This is a genomic window from Pseudomonas sp. NFPP04 (assembly GCF_900113815.1).
Taxonomy (GTDB): domain Bacteria; phylum Pseudomonadota; class Gammaproteobacteria; order Pseudomonadales; family Pseudomonadaceae; genus Aquipseudomonas; species Aquipseudomonas extremorientalis.
In genome coordinates this window covers 175028-192817 of record NZ_FOQS01000002.1, presented here as the reverse complement: position 1 = coordinate 192817, position 17790 = coordinate 175028, and the positions used below count along the sequence as shown (strand labels likewise).

Below are 17790 nucleotides of genomic sequence, written 5' to 3'. Positions count from 1 at the left end.
TGCATCGTCAGTGAACACCCTGCCATACCGTACGCAGGCGCTCCAGGGCCTGCACGATGGCAGGTTCCGGCACGGCGGCGAACCCCAGCACCAGACCGGCGCGCTGGTCCGCAGGCGGGCTGGATTGCGCGAGCCAATAACTGCTCAAGCCATTGATTTCAACCTCTACGGCCCGCGCCAGGTCGAGCAGCTGTTGCTCGCGGGCGAGGCTGTCCACGCGCACGGTCAAATGCAGCCCTGCCGCGACACTGGGAAGTTCACCCACGCCGGCCAACCCGCTTGGCCAGCCCGCCAGCAAGGCATTGCGCCGGCTCAGCGCAGCACGGCGCATACGGCGGATATGCCGCTGGAAATGCCCGGCAGCCATGAACTCGGCCATCACCGCCTGGGTGCTGACTTCGGAGTGGCGCATGTCGACGGCACGGCGCCGGGCGAACGCATCCACCAGGCCCGCCGGCAAGACCAGGTAACCCAGGCGCAACGCGGGAAAGGCCACCTTGCCGAAGGTGCCGACATAGAGCACGCGCCCACTGCGATCCAGCGCGGCCAGGGGCGACAACGGTGCACCGCTGTAGCGGTACTCGCCGTCGTAGTCGTCCTCGATGATCCAACCGCCTGTGCGCTCGGCCCAGGCCAGCAGTTCCAGGCGGCGCGCCAGGCTCATCACCACACCCATCGGATACTGGTGGGAAGGCGTGACGTAAGCCACCCGACAATCCTCCAGGCTATTGAGCACCTGGCAATCAATACCCTCGCCATCCACCGGCACGCCGTGCAATTTGCCGCCCGCCAGGGCGAACGCATGCCCCGCCGCGCGATAGCCGGGGTTTTCCACCGCCACGCCGTCCCCTGGCTCCACCAGCAACTGTGCACAAAGGCTGATTGCCTGCTGCGCGCCACTGGTGATCACTATTTGTTCAGCCGTGCACTGCATGCCTCGTGAGCTGCGCAAGTAGGCGGCAATCAGGCCCCGCAGTCGGCCGTCGCCCGCGGGGTCGCCGTAGCACAGCAGCTCCAGGTCCGGCTTGCGCCAGAAGGCCCCGTTCAGCTTGGCCCAGACCTCGAACGGGAACAGATCGAAGGCTGGCACACCCACGCGAAATGCCCGTGGCGGGCCGGCTGGAGGCAGAGACAGGTGGTTGGTTTTTATCCGCGCCAAGCCCGCACTGTGGATAACTTCACTGTCCAGGTCTTCCGGCAAATCCGCCCACTTTGTGGATAAGGCTGGGGATAAGCCTGTTGAAAACCCTGTGGATACTTTTGTGGATAGTTTTTTTGCGGTGGGCAATTGGGCGACATAGGTGCCATCGCCGACCCGACTTTCAATAAACCCTTCTGCATACAGCTGATCGTAGGCGCGTACCACGCTGTTGCGGGAAATCGACAACGCCGTCGCCAGGTCACGGGTGGCGGGAAGGCGCGTCCCGCTGACCAACCGACCGTCCAGCACCCGCTGGCGCAGGGCGTCATACAGCTGGCGCGTCAGGCCTTGGCGGCGATCCAGTTCAATACCAGCGGGGTTGAACGACAGTGGCGGCGAGACAGGCGACATATTGGACCTATGAAATGGGTGCCAGATGGCTCTTTCAACGAGCCATTAGCCTGCCTAGGATGCAGGCATTCGCCAAGGAATTTTTCCATGTACACACCTCGCGCCTTTGCCCTCGACGATTTGCCCGAACTGCAGCAACTGATCCAGCACACCCGCCTGGCGCAGTTGGTGACCTTTGGCGAGCAAGGCCTGCAAGCCAGTCACTTGCCCTTGCTGCTCAACCCGGATGAAGGCCCCAACGGCATGCTCTACGGGCACCTGGCCAAAGCCAATCCGCAGTGGAAAGACCTGCAGAACGGCAGCGAAGCGCTGGTGATCTTTGCCGGTGCCGAGGCCTACATCAGCCCGGCGTTCTACCCGGCCAAGGCCGAGCACGGCAAAGTCGTGCCCACCTGGAACTACATCGCCGTGCACGCTTATGGCAAAGCCGAGGTATTCAACGATGCCGATCGCTTGCTCGCGGTGGTCACTGCGCTGACCGATCGCCATGAAGGCGGCCGCGCCCAGCCCTGGAAGGTCAGCGACGCTCCAGCCGATTACATCGACGGCATGCTCAAGGCCATCGTCGGCTTCGCCCTGCCGATCGAACGCCTGATCGGTAAACGCAAACTCAGCCAGAACCGCAGCGCGGCCGACATGGCCGGCGTTCGTGCTGGCCTGGCAACCAGCGCCGATGTGCGCGACCAGACCCTCGCCCGCTTTATTCCCCAAGGAGACCCAGAATGAGCCCGATCGATATCCGCCAGGTCACCGCCGCCGACCACGCTGCCTGGTTGCCGCTGTGGCAGGCGTACTTGAAGTTCTATGAAACCGAACTGCCGGACGCGGTCAGCCAAAGCACCTGGCAACGCTTGATCGACGCCAGCGAACCGACCCACTCGGCCCTGGCCTGGCAGGACGGCAAGGCGGTGGGCATGGTCAACTTCATCTACCATCGCTCCAATTGGAGCATCGAGAATTCCTGCTACCTGCAGGACTTGCTGGTGGACCCGGCCCAACGTGGCACCGGCGTCGGTCGCAAGCTGATCGAGTTCGTCTACGCCACCGCCAAGGCCGATGGCTGCGCCAAGGTGCATTGGCTGACCCACGAAACCAATGCCACCGCGATCCAACTCTACGAACGCATCGCCGAACGCCCTGGGTTCATCCAATTTCGCAAAGGTCTTTAAGGAGCGCAGCATGACTACTTCCCTCGCCGACTGGAAAGGCGCACCGGCCCCTACCGTCACACTGCTTGAAGGACGCTTCATCCGCCTGGAAAAACTCGACCCGGCCCGCCATGGCGACGAATTGTTCCAAGCCCTCCAGGGCCCCGGTGCCGACCCCAAGCTGTGGGACTACTTGCCATACGGCCCCTTCCCGGAGCGCAGCGCCTTCAATGACTGGCTGAACAACCACGCGGCCCACAGCGACCCGTATTTCTTCTGCGTGATCGACCGCCAGACCGGCCAGGTACAGGGGCTTCTCAGCCTGATGTCCATCGTTCCCGCACAGGGCCGCATCGAAATCGGCCACGTCACCTTCGGTGCGCCCATGCAGCGCTCGCCGAAAAGCACCGAAGCGGTGTACTTGCTGGCCAAATACGCGTTCGAACAGGGCTACCGCCGCCTGGAATGGAAGTGCAACAACGCCAACGATCGCTCCAGATACGCGGCCGAGCGGTTGGGCTTCAGCTTCGAAGGGGTGTTCCGCCAGCACATGGTGGTCAAGGGCAGGAACCGTGATACCGCGTGGTACTCGATCATCGATTCGCAGTGGCCCAAGGTTGGAGCGGGGTTTGAGAAGTGGTTATCGCAGGAGAATCAGCGCGGGGATGGGCAGGTGAAAACATTGGCGGAGTGTCGCGCCTGAATCGTCAAACCTGCGTTGATCCATGTGGGAGCCAGGCTCCCACATGGATCTTCAGTGCTAGCGCCATTACCTAGAGGCTTCTGCGAACCTTCACCACGCCCATCTTCAATCCGAATGGCCGGAAGACTGCATTCAGCGATTTCAGCGTCTGATTGCCTTCGCCATGCTCGATATGCACCAAAGTGCGCACGGAAATTTTGCACATCCTGGCAAACTGGCTTTGATGCAGGCCGGTGACTTCCGTACGCAAGCGGCGTACCGCTTCGGCGATTTCCAGCGTGCCCTCTGCCAAGGCATCCTGAATGCTTTCAATCAACAGGGTTCGTTCTTCGACTGTCAAGCTCATTTCAGTCCCCATTCTTTCAACCGCTGCGGCAGATGTTTCAACGCAATGCCGGGATGGTTCATTGTCACTGCAGGCAGGCCGCTGGCATTGAGTATGTCTGGCAGGGCTGAAAGCTGTTGCGCGGCCTCCCTCAGGTCTTCGAACAGCTTCTCGCTGTCGACAAGATCACCCAGCAAATGACATACACCCCGCCAATCCACATCGCCCGCCCGTTCAAGCTCCCTGGGCCATTTGGTCGTGCGCGTGATGCCTTCGTCGTCCATTACCATCGGCGCCAAATCGTAAATGGGTGCAAGACGCAGGGCGTTCACTTCGCGAATGATCGAGGTATTGCGACCATGGTTGTCCGAGTTGCCGAGGATTTTGTTCAAAAGATCGCGCTTGAGGTACTCAGAGACCAACGCCGGTACTTGATTGGACTGACCAGCCTCTCGCCACAATTCAACCAACAACGTGACAACCTCGCGATGCGCCATGGCGCTGCCAGGCACCGAAACACCCGCCAAAGAGTAGATTGACTCCACGGCATAGCGTTCAACCCCCTGCGCAGTGACGCGTCGATCAAAACGGTGCATCCACACACTGGGCTTGCTCGCCTCCTCCAGCGACAACCCCGACTTCGCCACAGTATCAATACCCAAGGTCTGCAAGGCTTTGTAGTAGTGGAATTCACTACGCAGAATGTCCTGATCTGTCTGCGTGCCTTTGTTGCGTGCAAATTTCACAAACCAATGCTGCTTGACCTGCTTGTCGTCCAGCACCGCATCCGGAAATAGCAACCCATCCTGGTTTTCTGTCAGCAGTAACTTTGGCGCCTCCCCGCCCGCGCCCGTGGCCCCACCGATGGCTGCGCCTTGCTCATAGGCATACTCAAGGAAACGGTTGTCCCGTCGGACAACCTCATCACGTTCAAACCCCATGGGGGTTCGATCGTCCAAAGCCTCAATCGATTCTTTGATTCGCATATGGCCAATGGAGGCAGGCGTACTGCGCATCAACAGAAAAAGGTCTGCACTGACGTCAGCCGGCTTATCCCCACCAATACGCGCCATCAGAAACCGTTTAGCGGCACCCGCCGGTGCGATGTCATGTACAAAAGCAGGAGCACTCTGGGCTCTCCCACCCTCCCATTGCAGTGGGAACCTGGCACTCACGGAGGTGGCGAAGGGCGTCGCCATTTCATCAAGGTGTTCCACCAGATAGCGCTGGTCATAACCAAAACTGCACCGACTTTCGAAACCCAGTTGCGGCGTATCGACTGTCAGGAGCATGGCGTCCTGCCATTTTCCTTCGGCGTAGATTTGTAATGTCAGACGGACCATGGCTCTCACCTGCAATTTAATGCATTCACCAGCTGAAAAAGCGAACTGAAATTGCAATATAGTGCAGATATGGAACCCATGCACCCCCTATGAACGCAATAAAATGCAGATTCAAAAAGCACCGACCAAAGTAGGATCAGTTTTTAATCGCGCGTCACTAGAGACAACTCCCGCAAACCAGGGGTCGATGGCCTGACAGTTATCACCCCACCATCTCGCTAAATTCCCGGCCTCATTCATCAGAGGTTGGGATTTCATGCCTTTTACACCGCACAGAGTTGCCCTTGTCATTGCCCTTGCACTCAGCACCGCCAGCCTTCAAACCGCACAGGCGCGGGGCGATATCGAATACAGGCCGTACTGGTATCAGCCCTACGATCCGCTGGATGACGACTGGTTCTACACACCCGAACCCAAAGCGCTGCCCCTGGACGGTTATCTCATCCGCAAGGCCACCTCGCACAACGGCTTGCAAGTGGCAAAAGTGCTGGAGCCCGCATTGATTCGTTTGCTGAAGTCCGGAGAGCTGACTTCCGAACAAATCAAAGCCCTGGATAAATTCGGGGAAGCGCTGGAGAAACAGCCCGGCGGGATCGGTGCAAGCCTTGAGCAATTGGCCGGCAGCCAGAACGCCAACCTCGCGGGTGCAACGCAAAACACCACACAACACATCGGCAGCCAATTGCTCTCGAACCTACGCACACTGCCCGCCGACGACGAGGGACACTTCTGGGTTCAAGGCCTGGGCCACGACGGCCGCCTCGACGAACAAGGCGGCAGCGCCGGCTTGAAATACAGCACCGAAGGCCTGCTGTTGGGCGCCGACTGGGCGCTGGATCACGCCTGGCGCGTGGGTGTCATGGGCGCAAAATCCACCAGCCACCTCGATACCCCGCGCTTCGCGTCCGAGTTGGACAGTTGGCACCTGGGCGGTTATGCCGTGCGCCAGGACGGCCCGTTGGCCCTACGCCTGGGCGCGATCTACAGCGACCATGCGGGGCAGAACAAACGTAACGTCAACCTGCTGGATTACAAGGAGCAACTCAGGGGCCAATACAACGCCCAGAGCCAGACCCTGTTTTCCGAACTGGGCTATCAACTGGGCAGCGCGGATCTCAGCGTGGAGCCCTTCGCCGGCCTCGGTTTCCAGCGCTACCACCGTGACGGCTTCAAGGAAACCGGTGGCCTGAGCGCGCTGAACGTTGGCGCACAAACCCAGCAGAACCTGAGCAGCACCGTGGGCCTTCGCCTGGCAACGGTGTATCGATTCGATAACCAGGTCAGCCTCACACCTCATCTCAGCACCGGCTGGAAACACCTCTACGGCGAGGTCGAAAGCCAGGTGCGCCAGTCCTACCGCGCATTGCCAGGGCGGGTTGACGGCTTCACGGTCCAGGGCACTTCGCTGGATCGCAATAGCCTGGATCTGCAAGCCGGGCTGGACCTGGCCCTGTCGACACAACACACCGTCGGCCTGACCTACAGCGCCCAGGCCGGTACCAACAGCCGTAACCAAGGCCTGATGGGACAATGGAAGATGAGCTTCTGACCCACCAAATTCCAGGCAAAAAAAAGGGGGCACCTGCCCCCCCGAGGATTAAGCGGTAGTGTCGAAGGCTGTTTTCAGCCTTCGATTTCAATCAGGATTTCGCCAGGGTTGACCCGGTCGCCCTTGGCCACATGAACGGCAGTCACCTTGCCGGCAATCGCGGCCTGTACTTCGGTTTCCATCTTCATGGCTTCGGTAATCAGCACGGCCTGGCCGGCCTTGACCACATCGCCTTCCTTGACCAGCACGTCGACGATATTACCCGGCATCGCCGTGCTGACATGGCCCGGCGCGGTAGCATGCTTGCGGTTGCTGCTGCCACCGCTGACGAACTCGTTGAGCGGCTCGAACACCACTTCTTCCGGCATGCCATCGATGGACAGGTAGAAGTGGCGCTTGCCCTCGGCCTTGACGCCGACACCAGTAATGTCCACGCGATAGCTTTCACCGTGCACGTCGATGACGAACTCAGTCGGGACGCCTTCGCCACCGGCACGCGCCACGCCGCCCGCTTCCGGGATCGGCAGCAGCACTTCCGGCGCCAGGGTGCCTGCGTCGCGTTCTTCGAGGAACTTGCGCCCGATGTCCGGGAACATCGCGTAGGTCAGCACGTCTTCTTCGGACTTGGCCAACGCGCCGATCTCACCACGCAGCTTGGTCATTTCCGGCTTGAGCAGGTCGGCCGGGCGTACGTCAATCACCTCTTCGCTGCCGATGGCCTGGCGCCGCAGTTTCTCGTTTACGGTGCCCGGCGCCTTGCCGTAGCCGCCTTGCAGGTAGAGCTTCACTTCGTTGGTGATGGTCTTGTAGCGCTCGCCGGCCAGCACGTTGAAGAACGCCTGGGTGCCGACGATCTGCGAGGTCGGGGTGACCAGCGGCGGGAAGCCGAGGTCTTCACGCACGCGCGGGATCTCGGCCAGCACTTCGCTCATGCGGTTGAGGGCGCCCTGCTCTTTCAACTGGTTGGCCAGGTTGGAAATCATCCCGCCCGGCACCTGGTTGACTTGCACACGGGTGTCGACAGCGGTGAATTCGCTTTCGAACTGGTGGTACTTCTTGCGCACGGCGTAGAAGTACAGGCCGATCTCTTGCAGCAGTTCCAGGCTCAGGCCGGTGTCGAACTCGCTGCCTTTAAGGGCGGCGACCATCGACTCGGTGCCCGGGTGGCTGGTGCCCCAGGCGAAGCTGGAGATGGCGGTGTCGATATGGTCCGCACCGTTTTCAATCGCCTTGAGTTGGCACATCGCGGCCAAACCTGCAGTGTCATGCGAGTGGATAAAGATCGGCAGGCTCTGCTCGGCCTTCAACGCCTTGACCAGCTCACCCGTGGCATACGGGGTCAACAGACCAGCCATGTCCTTGATCGCGATGGAGTCGCAACCCATGGATTCCAGTTGCTTGGCCTGGGCCACGAAGGCTTCGACGGTGTGCACCGGGCTGGTGGTGTAGGCGATGGTGCCCTGGGCATGCTTGCCGGCGGCCTTCACCGCTTCGATGGCGACGCGCAGGTTACGCACGTCGTTCATGGCGTCGAAAATGCGGAATACGTCGATGCCATTTACGGCGGCCTTGGCGACGAAGGCTTTGACCACGTCGTCGCTGTAGTGGCGGTAGCCCAGCAGGTTCTGGCCGCGCAGCAGCATTTGCAGGCGGGTGTTGGGCAATGCGGCGCGCAGTTTGCGCAGGCGCTCCCACGGGTCTTCCTTGAGGAAGCGCACGCAGGCGTCGAAGGTCGCGCCGCCCCAGACTTCCAGGGACCAGTAGCCGACTTTGTCGAGCTTGTCGCAGATCGGCAGCATGTCGTCGGTGCGCATGCGGGTCGCCAGCAACGATTGGTGGGCGTCGCGCAGGATGGTGTCGGTGACAAAGATTTTCTTGGACATTGTTGTATTCCTCACAGGCCTGCGTGGGCGGCGATGGCGGCGGCGATGGCCAGGGCCAGCTCTTCGGGTTTGCGCTTGATCGAGTAGTTGGTCAGCTCGGGGTGGCTTTCCACGAAACTGGTGTTGAACTGGCCGCTGCGGAATTCCGGGTTGCGCAGGATTTCCTGGTAGTAAGCGGCGGTGGTCTTCACGCCTTGCAGGCGCATGTCATCCAGGGCACGCAGGCCGCGGTCCATGGCTTCTTCCCAGGTCAACGCCCACACCACCAGTTTCAGGCACATGGAGTCGTAGAACGGCGGGATGGTGTAGCCGGTGTAGATCGCCGTATCGGTACGCACGCCGGGACCGCCGGGCGCGTAGTAACGGGTGATCTTGCCGAAGCTGGGCAGGAAGTTGTTTTTCGGGTCTTCAGCGTTGATACGGAACTGCAACGCGAAACCACGGTGCTGGATGTCTTCCTGTTTCACCGACAGCGGCAGGCCGGAGGCGATGCGGATCTGTTCACGAACGATGTCGATCCCGGTGATTTCTTCGGTGATGGTGTGTTCCACCTGCACCCGGGTGTTCATCTCCATGAAGTACACTTCGCCCTCGGCGAGCAGGAACTCCACGGTGCCGGCGTTCTCGTAGCCCACGGCTTTGGCGGCGCGCACCGACAGGTCGCCGATGTAGGCGCGCTGTTCAGGGGTCAGTTGCGGGCTTGGGGCGATTTCGATGAGCTTCTGGTTACGGCGCTGGATCGAGCAATCACGCTCGAACAGGTGCACCACGTTGCCGAAACTGTCACCGAGGATCTGCGCCTCGATGTGCTTGGGATTGACGATGCACTTTTCCAGGAACACTTCCGCCGAACCGAAGGCCTTGGTGGCTTCGGAGATCACACGGGGGAAGGCTTGTTCAAGTTCTTCGCGGCTGTTGCAGCGACGGATACCACGACCACCACCACCGGAGGTGGCCTTGAGCATCACCGGGTAACCAATGCGGTCGCCTTCGGTGAGTGCCTCGTGGATATCCGCGACGTTGCCTTCGGTACCCGGCGTGACCGGCACACCGGCCTTGATCATGCTGCGGCGCGCTTCGGTCTTGTCGCCCATGCGGCGAATGACTTCAGCCGATGGACCAATGAACTTGATGCCGCGTTCAGCGCAGATGTCCGCCAGTTCGGCGTTTTCAGACAGGAAGCCATAGCCGGGGTGCAGCGCATCGCAGCCGGTTTCCACCGCCAGGTTCACCAGCTTGCGTGGGTTCAGGTAGCCGGCCAGGGGCTCGGCACCAATGCTGTGGGCTTCGTCGGCACGCTTGACGTGCAACGCGTGGCGGTCGGCATCGGAGTAGACCGCGACCGAGCGAATGCCCATCTCGGCGCAGGCACGCACGATTCGTACGGCAATTTCACCACGGTTGGCGATCAGGATCTTTTTTATCACTTGGAAATTCCCTTGAGCCGATTGCTGCGTTCTTCGACCCGCTGGAGCCGGGTCGGCGCGTGACCAAATGTTTCATGACAGTCGCGAGACACACACTAAGCCCGCCAAGGGATTAACAAAAATCAATAATTATTGGGTTGGGCATAAGTAAAGACTTATAGTCATCCGGACAGCTTGCGGCGAGAGCACTAAGAAATGCGTAAGTCACTGATGAGACTGACATTGCGTCAATTGCAGATCTTCCATGAGGTGTGCGATTTGCGTTCCTACAGCCGTGCGGCCGAAGAAATGTCCCTCACGCAACCGGCCGTCAGCCTGCAAATTCGCCAGTTGGAAGAGCTGATCGGCCAGCCGCTGTTCGATTACGTGGGCAAAAAGCTCTACATGACCGAGGCAGCCGAAGCCTTGCAGCGCGCCAGCCGCGACATCTTCGGGCGTCTGGAAAACCTCGATATGCAGCTCTCGGACATGCAGGGCTCGTTGCAGGGCCAGTTGAAACTGGCGATTGAGTCCAGCGCCAAGTACTTCGTGCCGCACCTGTTCGCCGCCTTTAAGCGCCAGCATCCGGAAGTGCAGTTGCAGTTGACGGTGGTGAACCGCGCCCAGGTGATTCGCCGGCTTTCGGACAACCGCGACGACCTGGTGATCATGTCCATGGTGCCCCAGGACATGGGCCTGGAATTCCTGCCGTTCCTCAACAACCCGATTGTCGCCGTGGCGCCGCCCGACCATCCCTTGAGCCTGCAAGGCCCGCTGCGCCTGCAGGACCTGGAACCCTACACCCTGCTGCTGCGCGAGCCGGGCTCCGGCACGCGACTGGCCTGCGAGGAGTACTTCAAGGAAAAACGCGTGCACTTCACCCAGACCGTGGAAGTAGCCTCGGCCGAGGCGCAGCGTGAATGTGTTTGTGCGGGATTGGGCGTGGCCCTGTTGACGCGTCATGCGGTCAACATGGAACTGGCCACCGGCGGGCTCCGGGAGCTGCCGGTGGAAGAGCTGCCACTGTACCGCAGTTGGTGCCTGGTGCAGGCCAAGGCCAAGCGCCTGTCACCGGTGGCCCATGCGTTCCTGGGCTTTATCCGCAGCGAGAGGGTGCAGATCAGCGTACTGGCTGAGCGTTTCGCTGGGCTGCCGCGGGCGCCTGCCAGTGGAGTTCAGGGTAGTCGCTGATGCTCTGGAGCAACTGGCGCTCCTCACAGCGGTCTTCGATTGCGCGACGAAACGCCATGCGGCGCTGGTCTTCCTGCTGACGACGGGTTTTGACGGAGCTGTTGCTGTCTTCGTAAGTCCGGGCCATTTGGAGTCTCCCAATGCGAGTACGGGGAGTTCAGGATGGCCCTGGGCGATGACGCAGCGATGACAGCCTGATGAAGATTCTGGGTTTGCAGGAGATCCAAATGTGGGAGGGGGCTTGCCCCCTCCCACATTTTGCTCTGTGTACCGCTTTAGTCATCGAGGGCTTTGACGGACTTGGGGGACAAGCGCAGGCTGCGCAAGCTGCGCTTCACGCTCTTGAGGTGGTTGACCAGGCTCGGCCCGCGCGCCATGGCCACGCCCATCGCCAATACATCGATCACCACCAGGTGGGCGATGCGCGAGGTCAGCGGGGTATAGATCTCGGTGTCTTCATGCACATCGATCGCCAGGTTGACCGTGGACAGTTCCGCCAACGGCGTCTGGCTCGGGCACAGGGTGATCAACGATGCACCGCTTTCACGCACCAGGTTGGCAGTGATCAGCAGGTCCTTGGAGCGGCCCGACTGGGAAATGCAGATGGCGACGTCAGTAGGTTTCAGGGTCACCGCCGACATGGCCTGCATGTGCGGGTCACTGTAGGCCGCAGCGGTCAGCAGCAAGCGGAAGAACTTGTGCTGGGCATCGGCGGCCACCGCACCTGAAGCACCGAAGCCATAGAACTCCACACGCTGGGCCTGGGACATGGCCGTCACGGCCTTTTGCAACTCCACCGGGTCGAGCTTCTCGCGCACTTCCATGAGCGTGTGCAAGGTGGTGTCGAAGATTTTCAGGCTGTAGTCGGCGACGGAATCGTCTTCATGGATCGCGAACTGCCCGAAGCTGGCACCGGCGGCCAGGCTCTGGGCCAGCTTGAGTTTCAAGTCCTGGAACCCGGAACAACCGATGGCGCGGCAGAATCGCACGATGGTCGGTTCGCTGATACCCACGCTATGGGCCAGGTCGGCCATCGAACTGTGCATCACAGCCGCAGGGTCAAGCAGCACGTGATCGGCAACCTTGAGTTCCGATTTGCGTAACAGGTGGCGCGACTGGGCGATATGTTGCAACAGGTTCAAAGGGCAGGACTCTTGTTATGGGCAGGGCCAGGGATGTAGCAAGCTTGTAGTTATACTACAAGAATTGCCCTTTTGCCCGTCCGACGCATCACTAAATCGCCCTGCCCCCCTTTGAATCTAAGGGCGGCCGCGTTGTAGCCACAGGGGCGCCCCCGGCGTCGTTAAGGAAATTCTGCATTTTTCCGTAACAAATCTGCCAACCCATCGGCCTGCATCGGCCGACTGATCAAATAGCCCTGCACTTCGTCACAATGCTCACCCCGCAGGAAATCCAGCTGCTGCTGATCTTCCACACCCTCGGCCACCACCTTCAGCGCCAGCCCGTGAGCCATGGCGATGATTGCCCGAGTGATGGCCGCGTCTTCGCGCCCCTGGCCAAGGCCGCGAATGAAGGTCTGGTCGATCTTCACGTAGTCCACGGGAATGCGCTTGAGGTAGCTGAGGGACGAATACCCGGTGCCGAAGTCATCGATGGCCAGCTTCACACCCAGGTCACGCAGTTGCTGGAAGGTGGCGATGATGTGTTCGACGCTGTCAAGCAGTTGGCTTTCGGTCAGCTCCAGCTCGAGGTATTGCGGGTCCAGGCCGGTTTCTTCGAGCACCTGGCGCACCAGGCTGACCAGCTTGCCCTGGCGCAACTGGTGCACCGAGAGGTTGACCGATACCCGGATCGGCGCCAGCCCCTGGCGCTGCCATTCACAGGCTTGCCAGCAGGCTTCGCGCAGTATGAATTCGCCCAGCGGTACGATAAGGCCGGTCTCTTCAGCCAGGCCGATAAATTCCCCCGGCGGCACCATGCCCCACTGCGGGTGGTCCCAACGGATCAGCGCTTCGGCAGCATTGAGCTTGCCAGTGGCCAAGCACAGTTTCGGTTGATAGAACACCGTGAGCTGACGCTCTTCGATGGCCTTGCGCAGGTGGTTTTCCAGCTGCAAGCGCTCCAGGGTGCTGGCTTGCAGGCTGTCGGTGTAGAACTGGAAGTTGTTGCCGCCCAAGTGTTTGGCGTGCTGCATGGCCATGTTCGATTGGCTGACCAATGCGGAAATTTCACGCGCGTTGTCCGGCAACAGGCTGACCCCCATGGAAGCACTCACCACCAGTTCATGCCCCTCCACCGTCACCGGCACCCGCAGCTTGGCCAGCAGCCGCGTGGCGACCCGCGCCAGGCTCGACAAGTTGCCGTAGGCGTCGAACAACACGGCAAACTCATCCCCGGACAGGCGTGCAATGGTGTCGGCCTCGGGCAAGGCATTGATCAGGCGTCGCGCCATTTTTTGCAGCAACTGGTCGGCCACTTCATGGCCCAGGCTGTCATTCAACAGCTTGAAGCGATCGAGGTTGATGTGCAGCAGCGCCAGGCTACGCCCACCCTGGCGGACACGCTGGTGCGCCTCGCGCAAGCGTTCGCGAAACAGCGAGCGATTGGCCAGGCCGGTCAGTTCGTCGTAGTGAGTGAGGTAGCGCATACGCTCTTCGGACTCACGCCGCGCCGAGAGATCGGCGAAGAAGCCTACGATATGGCTGACTTTGCCTCGAATATCCCGCACTACGTTCAACTGCAGCCACTGCGGGTAAAGCTCACCGTTCTTGCGGGTCTCCACCAATTCGCCCTGCCACGTGCCGTGGCTGAGCAACGCCTGGCGGATCACCGGAAAATGGCGGCGGGCGTCACGACTGCTGGGCAGCTCCACTACATTGCGGCCAATCATGTCATCGGTTTCGAACCCCGTAACGCGGCTGAAAGCCTGGTTGACGGCGATCAGCTTGTAGTCCGGATCAAGGATCACAATGCCTTCGCTGGCGGCTTCAAATACGGTCGAGGCCAACCGCTGCTGTTCCTCCAGGGCCTTGCCGGCGCTGATATCGCGGCGCGTACCGAGCATGCGCGTGACCCGGCCGCTGGGCGCACGCTCCACGGCGCGGCCACGGTCTTCGATCCACACCCAGTGCCCGTCACCATGGCGCACGCGGTATTCCACCTGATAGTCCTCGCTGCGGCCCTTGAGGTGTTCCACCAGGGCACGCTTGAGCAGCGGCAGGTCGTCGGGGTGCAGGCGCGGCTTGAGGTGGCTGAGCATTGCCGTGACGTACTCCGGCTCCAGGCCGAACAGCTCCTTGAGCTGGGTGTGATGGACCTCATCGGTTTGCAGGTTCCAGTCCCACAGGCCCAGTTCACTGGCTTGTAGCGCCATGGCCAGGCGTGCTTCGCTTTTGTTCAAGGCCAGGCTGGCGGCGTCCAGTTCCTGGCTACGCTGTGCGACGCGGTCTTGCAGGCCGATCTGGGCGTCACGCAACTCCTGTTCGACCTGACGGCGCTGCTCGACTTCACGCACCAGGTCCTGATTGAGTTGCTCGCTGCGCTGCTGCGCCTGTTGCAGGTGTTCGATCAGCGCCTGGTTCTGGAAGCGGCGCAACAGCCCGCGCTGGATCAGGCGATTGACCTGCCACGCCACCAGGCTCAAGGACGCCAGCAGGATCAGCCCAAGTACACCCCAACCGCGCTGCTGCGGGTCGCCGCTCCAGAACAGGTAGAAGATGGACGGCACCAGGCACGGCAAGGCAAAGGACAGGAACGCCGGCAGGCTCACGGCGTACGCCACGCTGGCCGACAAGGTCGCTGCGCCGATCAGGCCGAATACCCAGGCCTGCTGCATGAAGCTGTCACCCGGCACCAGGGCGATGGCGGCCGTTGCCAGCGTCAGGCCACTGACCGCCGAGCCGAGCAGGAACATGCGCTGCCACACCGGCTGGGCCTGGCGGCTGGGCATCGCCGAGTCGAACGCGGCCACCTGGATCACGCGCATTGCCACCAGGGCCAGCAGCCAGATCAACCAGATGCTGTCCAACAGGTATTGCTGAGGGTTCCACAGTAGCCAGGCGCAGACCAGGCCATTGACCAACATCAACAGGGTCGGCAGCAGTGAGCCTTGATACAGCAGGCGTGTGCGCTCGACCGCCATCTCCGTGGCGTAGTGTTTACGGATAACCTGCGCGGGAGCCGCCGAGGGGCCAAGCAGGTCGGTGCTAAGGGTCATAGGCAGTGTTCTTATAATGGTGAGCCCGAAACGTCGACGGAGCATACACAAGCAAGCGCTTGGGCCAAACTGCTCCATGTCATAAAAACTGCGCGGTCATGCAGCGCAAACTTCCGGGCCAGACGGCTTGAGCGAGACGCTGCGCGGGCTGCGACCATCGACCGACCGGTCATCACCCCGAAGGTTTTCCGTCGACCAGCCGGCATTGGCATTTGCCCCACTTCCCCGGGGGCCATAGAATGCGCCGATGCGCGATGATCTCTCCCTTTTGCTGAACTCCCTCAACGATGCCCAACGCCAGGCTGTAGCGGCCCCCGTTGGCCGTCAGTTAGTCCTGGCCGGTGCTGGCTCCGGTAAAACCCGAGTGCTGGTGCACCGTATCGCCTGGTTGATCCAGGTCGAGAACGCGTCCCCGCATTCCATCCTGTCGGTGACCTTCACCAACAAGGCCGCTGCCGAGATGCGCCACCGCATCGAACAGCTGATGGGCATCAGCCCGGCCGGCATGTGGGTGGGCACCTTCCACGGCCTGGCGCACCGCTTGCTTCGGGCGCACTGGCAGGAAGCGGGCCTGGCCCAGACCTTCCAGATTCTGGACAGCGATGACCAGCAACGCCTGGTCAAGCGGGTGATCCGCGAGCTGGGCCTCGACGAACAACGCTGGCCGGCGCGCCAGGCGCAATGGTTCATCAATGGCCAGAAAGACGAAGGCCTGCGCCCGCAACATATCCAGGCCAGCGGCGATCTGTTCCTGGCCACCATGCGCAGCATCTATGAAGCCTATGAGGCCGCCTGCGTACGCGCCGGGGTTATCGACTTTTCCGAGCTGCTGCTGCGCGCCCTCGACCTGTGGCGCGATAACCCAGGCCTGCTGGCGCATTACCAGAAACGCTTCCGCCATATTCTGGTGGACGAGTTCCAGGATACCAACGCCGTGCAGTACGCCTGGCTGCGCCTGCTGGCCAAAGGTGGCGACAGCCTGATGGTGGTGGGCGACGACGACCAGTCGATCTACGGCTGGCGTGGCGCGAAAATCGAGAACATCTACCAGTATTCCGAAGACTTCCCGGACGCGGTCACTATCCGCCTGGAGCAGAACTATCGCTCCACCGCCGGGATACTCAAGGCGGCCAACGCCTTGATCGCCAACAACACCGGGCGCCTGGGCAAAGAACTGTGGACCGACGGCGGCGAAGGCGAAGCGATCAACCTGTACGCCGCGTTCAACGAACACGATGAAGCGCGCTACGTGGTAGAAACCATCGAAAGCGCGCTGAAAACCGGCCTGGCGCGCAGCGATATCGCCATTCTGTACCGTTCCAACGCCCAATCGCGGGTGTTGGAAGAAGCCTTGCTGCGCGAACGCATCCCGTACCGCATCTATGGCGGTCAACGCTTCTTCGAGCGGGCGGAAATCAAGAACGCCATGGCCTACCTGCGCTTGCTGGAAGGCCGTGGCAACGATGCGGCGCTGGAACGGGTGATCAATATCCCGGCCCGTGGCATCGGTGAAAAAACCGTCGAAGCCATTCGCGACCACGCCCGCCACGCCGATGTGTCGATGTGGGAAGCCATGCGCCTGCTCATCGCCAACAAGGGCCTGACCGGTCGCGCGGCGGGTGCGCTGGGTGTGTTTGTCGAGCTGATCGAGAACCTGGCGGCCAAGTGCGCGCAAATGCCCCTGCATTTGATGACCCAGACCGTGATCGAGCAATCCGGGCTGATCGCCTATCACGAAGCGGAAAAAGGCGAGAAAGGCCAGGCCAGGGTAGAAAACCTTGAGGAACTGGTGAGCGCAGCCCGTGCGTTCGAAAATACCGAGGAAGACGAAGAGCTGACACCGCTGGCCGCGTTCCTCGGCCATGCTTCGCTGGAAGCCGGCGATACCCAGGCCGACGAGCATGAAGACAGCATCCAGCTGATGACCTTGCACAGCGCCAAGGGCCTGGAATTCCCTTACGTGTTCCTGGTGGGCATGGAAGAAGGCCTGTTCCCGCACAAGATGAGCCTGGAAGAACCCGGCCGCCTTGAGGAGGAACGCCGCCTGGCCTACGTGGGCATCACCCGGGCGATGCAGAACCTGGTGATGACCTACGCCGAGACCCGACGCCTGTACGGCAGCGAGACCTACAACAAGGTGTCGCGCTTCGTACGTGAAGTACCGAAGGGGCTGATCCAGGAAGTGCGCCTGTCCAACAGCGTCAGCCGCCCGTTCGGCGGGGGCCAGCAGCAGAACTCCAGCAGCATGTTTGCGGGCTCGGAGATTCCGCAGACCCAGTTCAGCCTGGGCCAGCAGGTCAGGCATTCGGTGTTCGGCGAAGGGGTGATCCTCAACTTCGAGGGTGCCGGTGCCCAGGCGCGGGTGCAGGTGAATTTCGCCGAAGGCAGCAAGTGGCTGATGATGGGTTACGCGAAACTCGAAGCCGTTTGAAACATTTGCCTACATGAAGGTTCTTGGCCCACCCTTGTTTTTAACAAGCGCGGGCCAATATCTGTAATAAGTCCTACAGACC

14 protein-coding genes are annotated in these 17790 nt (G+C 61.2%); 6 read left to right on the top strand and 8 right to left on the bottom strand.

From position 1 onward, the window contains the following. Positions 1 to 7: 7 nt before the first annotated feature. On the bottom strand, positions 8 to 1552 hold the full coding sequence (locus tag BM017_RS04740; RefSeq protein ID WP_092241591.1) for a MocR-like pyridoxine biosynthesis transcription factor PdxR: 1545 nt from the start codon (positions 1550 to 1552) through the stop codon (positions 8 to 10). An 87-nt stretch (positions 1553 to 1639) separates the two neighbouring features. Between BM017_RS04740 and BM017_RS04735 the strand changes: the two genes are divergently transcribed. Genes BM017_RS04735 through BM017_RS04725 form a run of 3 tightly spaced genes read left to right on the top strand, consistent with a single transcriptional unit; the run spans position 1640 to position 3403 of the window. After that, positions 1640 to 2278: an FMN-binding negative transcriptional regulator gene (locus tag BM017_RS04735; RefSeq protein ID WP_092241589.1), complete on the top strand. Its 639-nt coding sequence runs from the start codon at positions 1640 to 1642 to the stop codon at positions 2276 to 2278. Then, a complete protein-coding gene (locus tag BM017_RS04730; protein WP_071490838.1) occupies positions 2275 to 2721 on the top strand; it encodes a GNAT family N-acetyltransferase in 447 nt (148 codons plus the stop codon). The genes BM017_RS04735 and BM017_RS04730 overlap by 4 nt, the downstream gene beginning before the upstream one ends. Before the next feature lie 10 nt (positions 2722 to 2731). Beyond that, entirely contained in the window at positions 2732 to 3403 is a 672-nt protein-coding gene (locus BM017_RS04725) for a GNAT family N-acetyltransferase (protein ID WP_092241587.1), read from the top strand. A 70-nt stretch (positions 3404 to 3473) separates the two neighbouring features. Here BM017_RS04725 and BM017_RS04720 read toward each other — a convergent pair whose 3' ends face one another. Then, complete coding sequence (locus BM017_RS04720; RefSeq protein WP_092241585.1) at positions 3474 to 3749, bottom strand: helix-turn-helix domain-containing protein; 276 nt, start codon at positions 3747 to 3749, stop codon at positions 3474 to 3476. Continuing rightward, positions 3746 to 5071: a type II toxin-antitoxin system HipA family toxin gene (locus BM017_RS04715; protein ID WP_092241583.1), complete on the bottom strand. Its 1326-nt coding sequence runs from the start codon at positions 5069 to 5071 to the stop codon at positions 3746 to 3748. Before BM017_RS04715 ends, BM017_RS04720 begins: the two co-directional genes overlap by 4 nt. Before the next feature lie 256 nt (positions 5072 to 5327). Here BM017_RS04715 and BM017_RS04710 point away from each other — a divergent pair, with 256 nt between their 5' ends. Beyond that, complete coding sequence (locus tag BM017_RS04710) at positions 5328 to 6620, top strand: autotransporter outer membrane beta-barrel domain-containing protein (protein WP_092241581.1); 1293 nt, start codon at positions 5328 to 5330, stop codon at positions 6618 to 6620. Between the two features lie 74 nt (positions 6621 to 6694). Here BM017_RS04710 and oadA read toward each other — a convergent pair whose 3' ends face one another. After that, on the bottom strand, positions 6695 to 8503 hold the full coding sequence (gene oadA / locus BM017_RS04705; RefSeq protein WP_058424313.1) for a sodium-extruding oxaloacetate decarboxylase subunit alpha: 1809 nt from the start codon (positions 8501 to 8503) through the stop codon (positions 6695 to 6697). Between the two features lie 11 nt (positions 8504 to 8514). Further along, positions 8515 to 9930 carry an acetyl-CoA carboxylase biotin carboxylase subunit gene (locus tag BM017_RS04700; protein WP_003195732.1) on the bottom strand — a complete coding sequence of 472 codons (1416 nt, stop codon included), beginning with the start codon at positions 9928 to 9930 and terminating at the stop codon, positions 8515 to 8517. 195 nt (positions 9931 to 10125) lie between these two features. Between BM017_RS04700 and BM017_RS04695 the strand changes: the two genes are divergently transcribed. Beyond that, the gene (locus BM017_RS04695) at positions 10126 to 11100 is read left to right on the top strand and encodes a LysR family transcriptional regulator (protein WP_092241579.1); all 975 of its coding nucleotides are present in this window, start codon (positions 10126 to 10128) and stop codon (positions 11098 to 11100) included. Here the strand turns inward: BM017_RS04695 and BM017_RS29280 are convergent. From BM017_RS29280 to BM017_RS04680, 3 genes are all read right to left on the bottom strand, one after another. Further along, a complete protein-coding gene (locus BM017_RS29280) occupies positions 11030 to 11227 on the bottom strand; it encodes a PA3496 family putative envelope integrity protein (protein ID WP_083351517.1) in 198 nt (65 codons plus the stop codon). The two genes, BM017_RS04695 and BM017_RS29280, sit on opposite strands and share 71 nt — an antisense overlap. A 148-nt stretch (positions 11228 to 11375) precedes the next feature. Continuing rightward, on the bottom strand, positions 11376 to 12242 hold the full coding sequence (gene hexR / locus BM017_RS04685; RefSeq protein WP_003177007.1) for a transcriptional regulator HexR: 867 nt from the start codon (positions 12240 to 12242) through the stop codon (positions 11376 to 11378). A gap of 161 nt (positions 12243 to 12403) precedes the next feature. Next, positions 12404 to 15277 (bottom strand): EAL domain-containing protein, encoded by a 2874-nt coding sequence (locus BM017_RS04680; protein WP_092241577.1) that lies wholly within the window; start codon positions 15275 to 15277, stop codon positions 12404 to 12406. 247 nt (positions 15278 to 15524) lie between these two features. Between BM017_RS04680 and uvrD the strand changes: the two genes are divergently transcribed. Beyond that, entirely contained in the window at positions 15525 to 17708 is a 2184-nt protein-coding gene (gene uvrD / locus BM017_RS04675; RefSeq protein ID WP_092241575.1) for a DNA helicase II, read from the top strand. Positions 17709 to 17790: the final 82 nt, after the last annotated feature.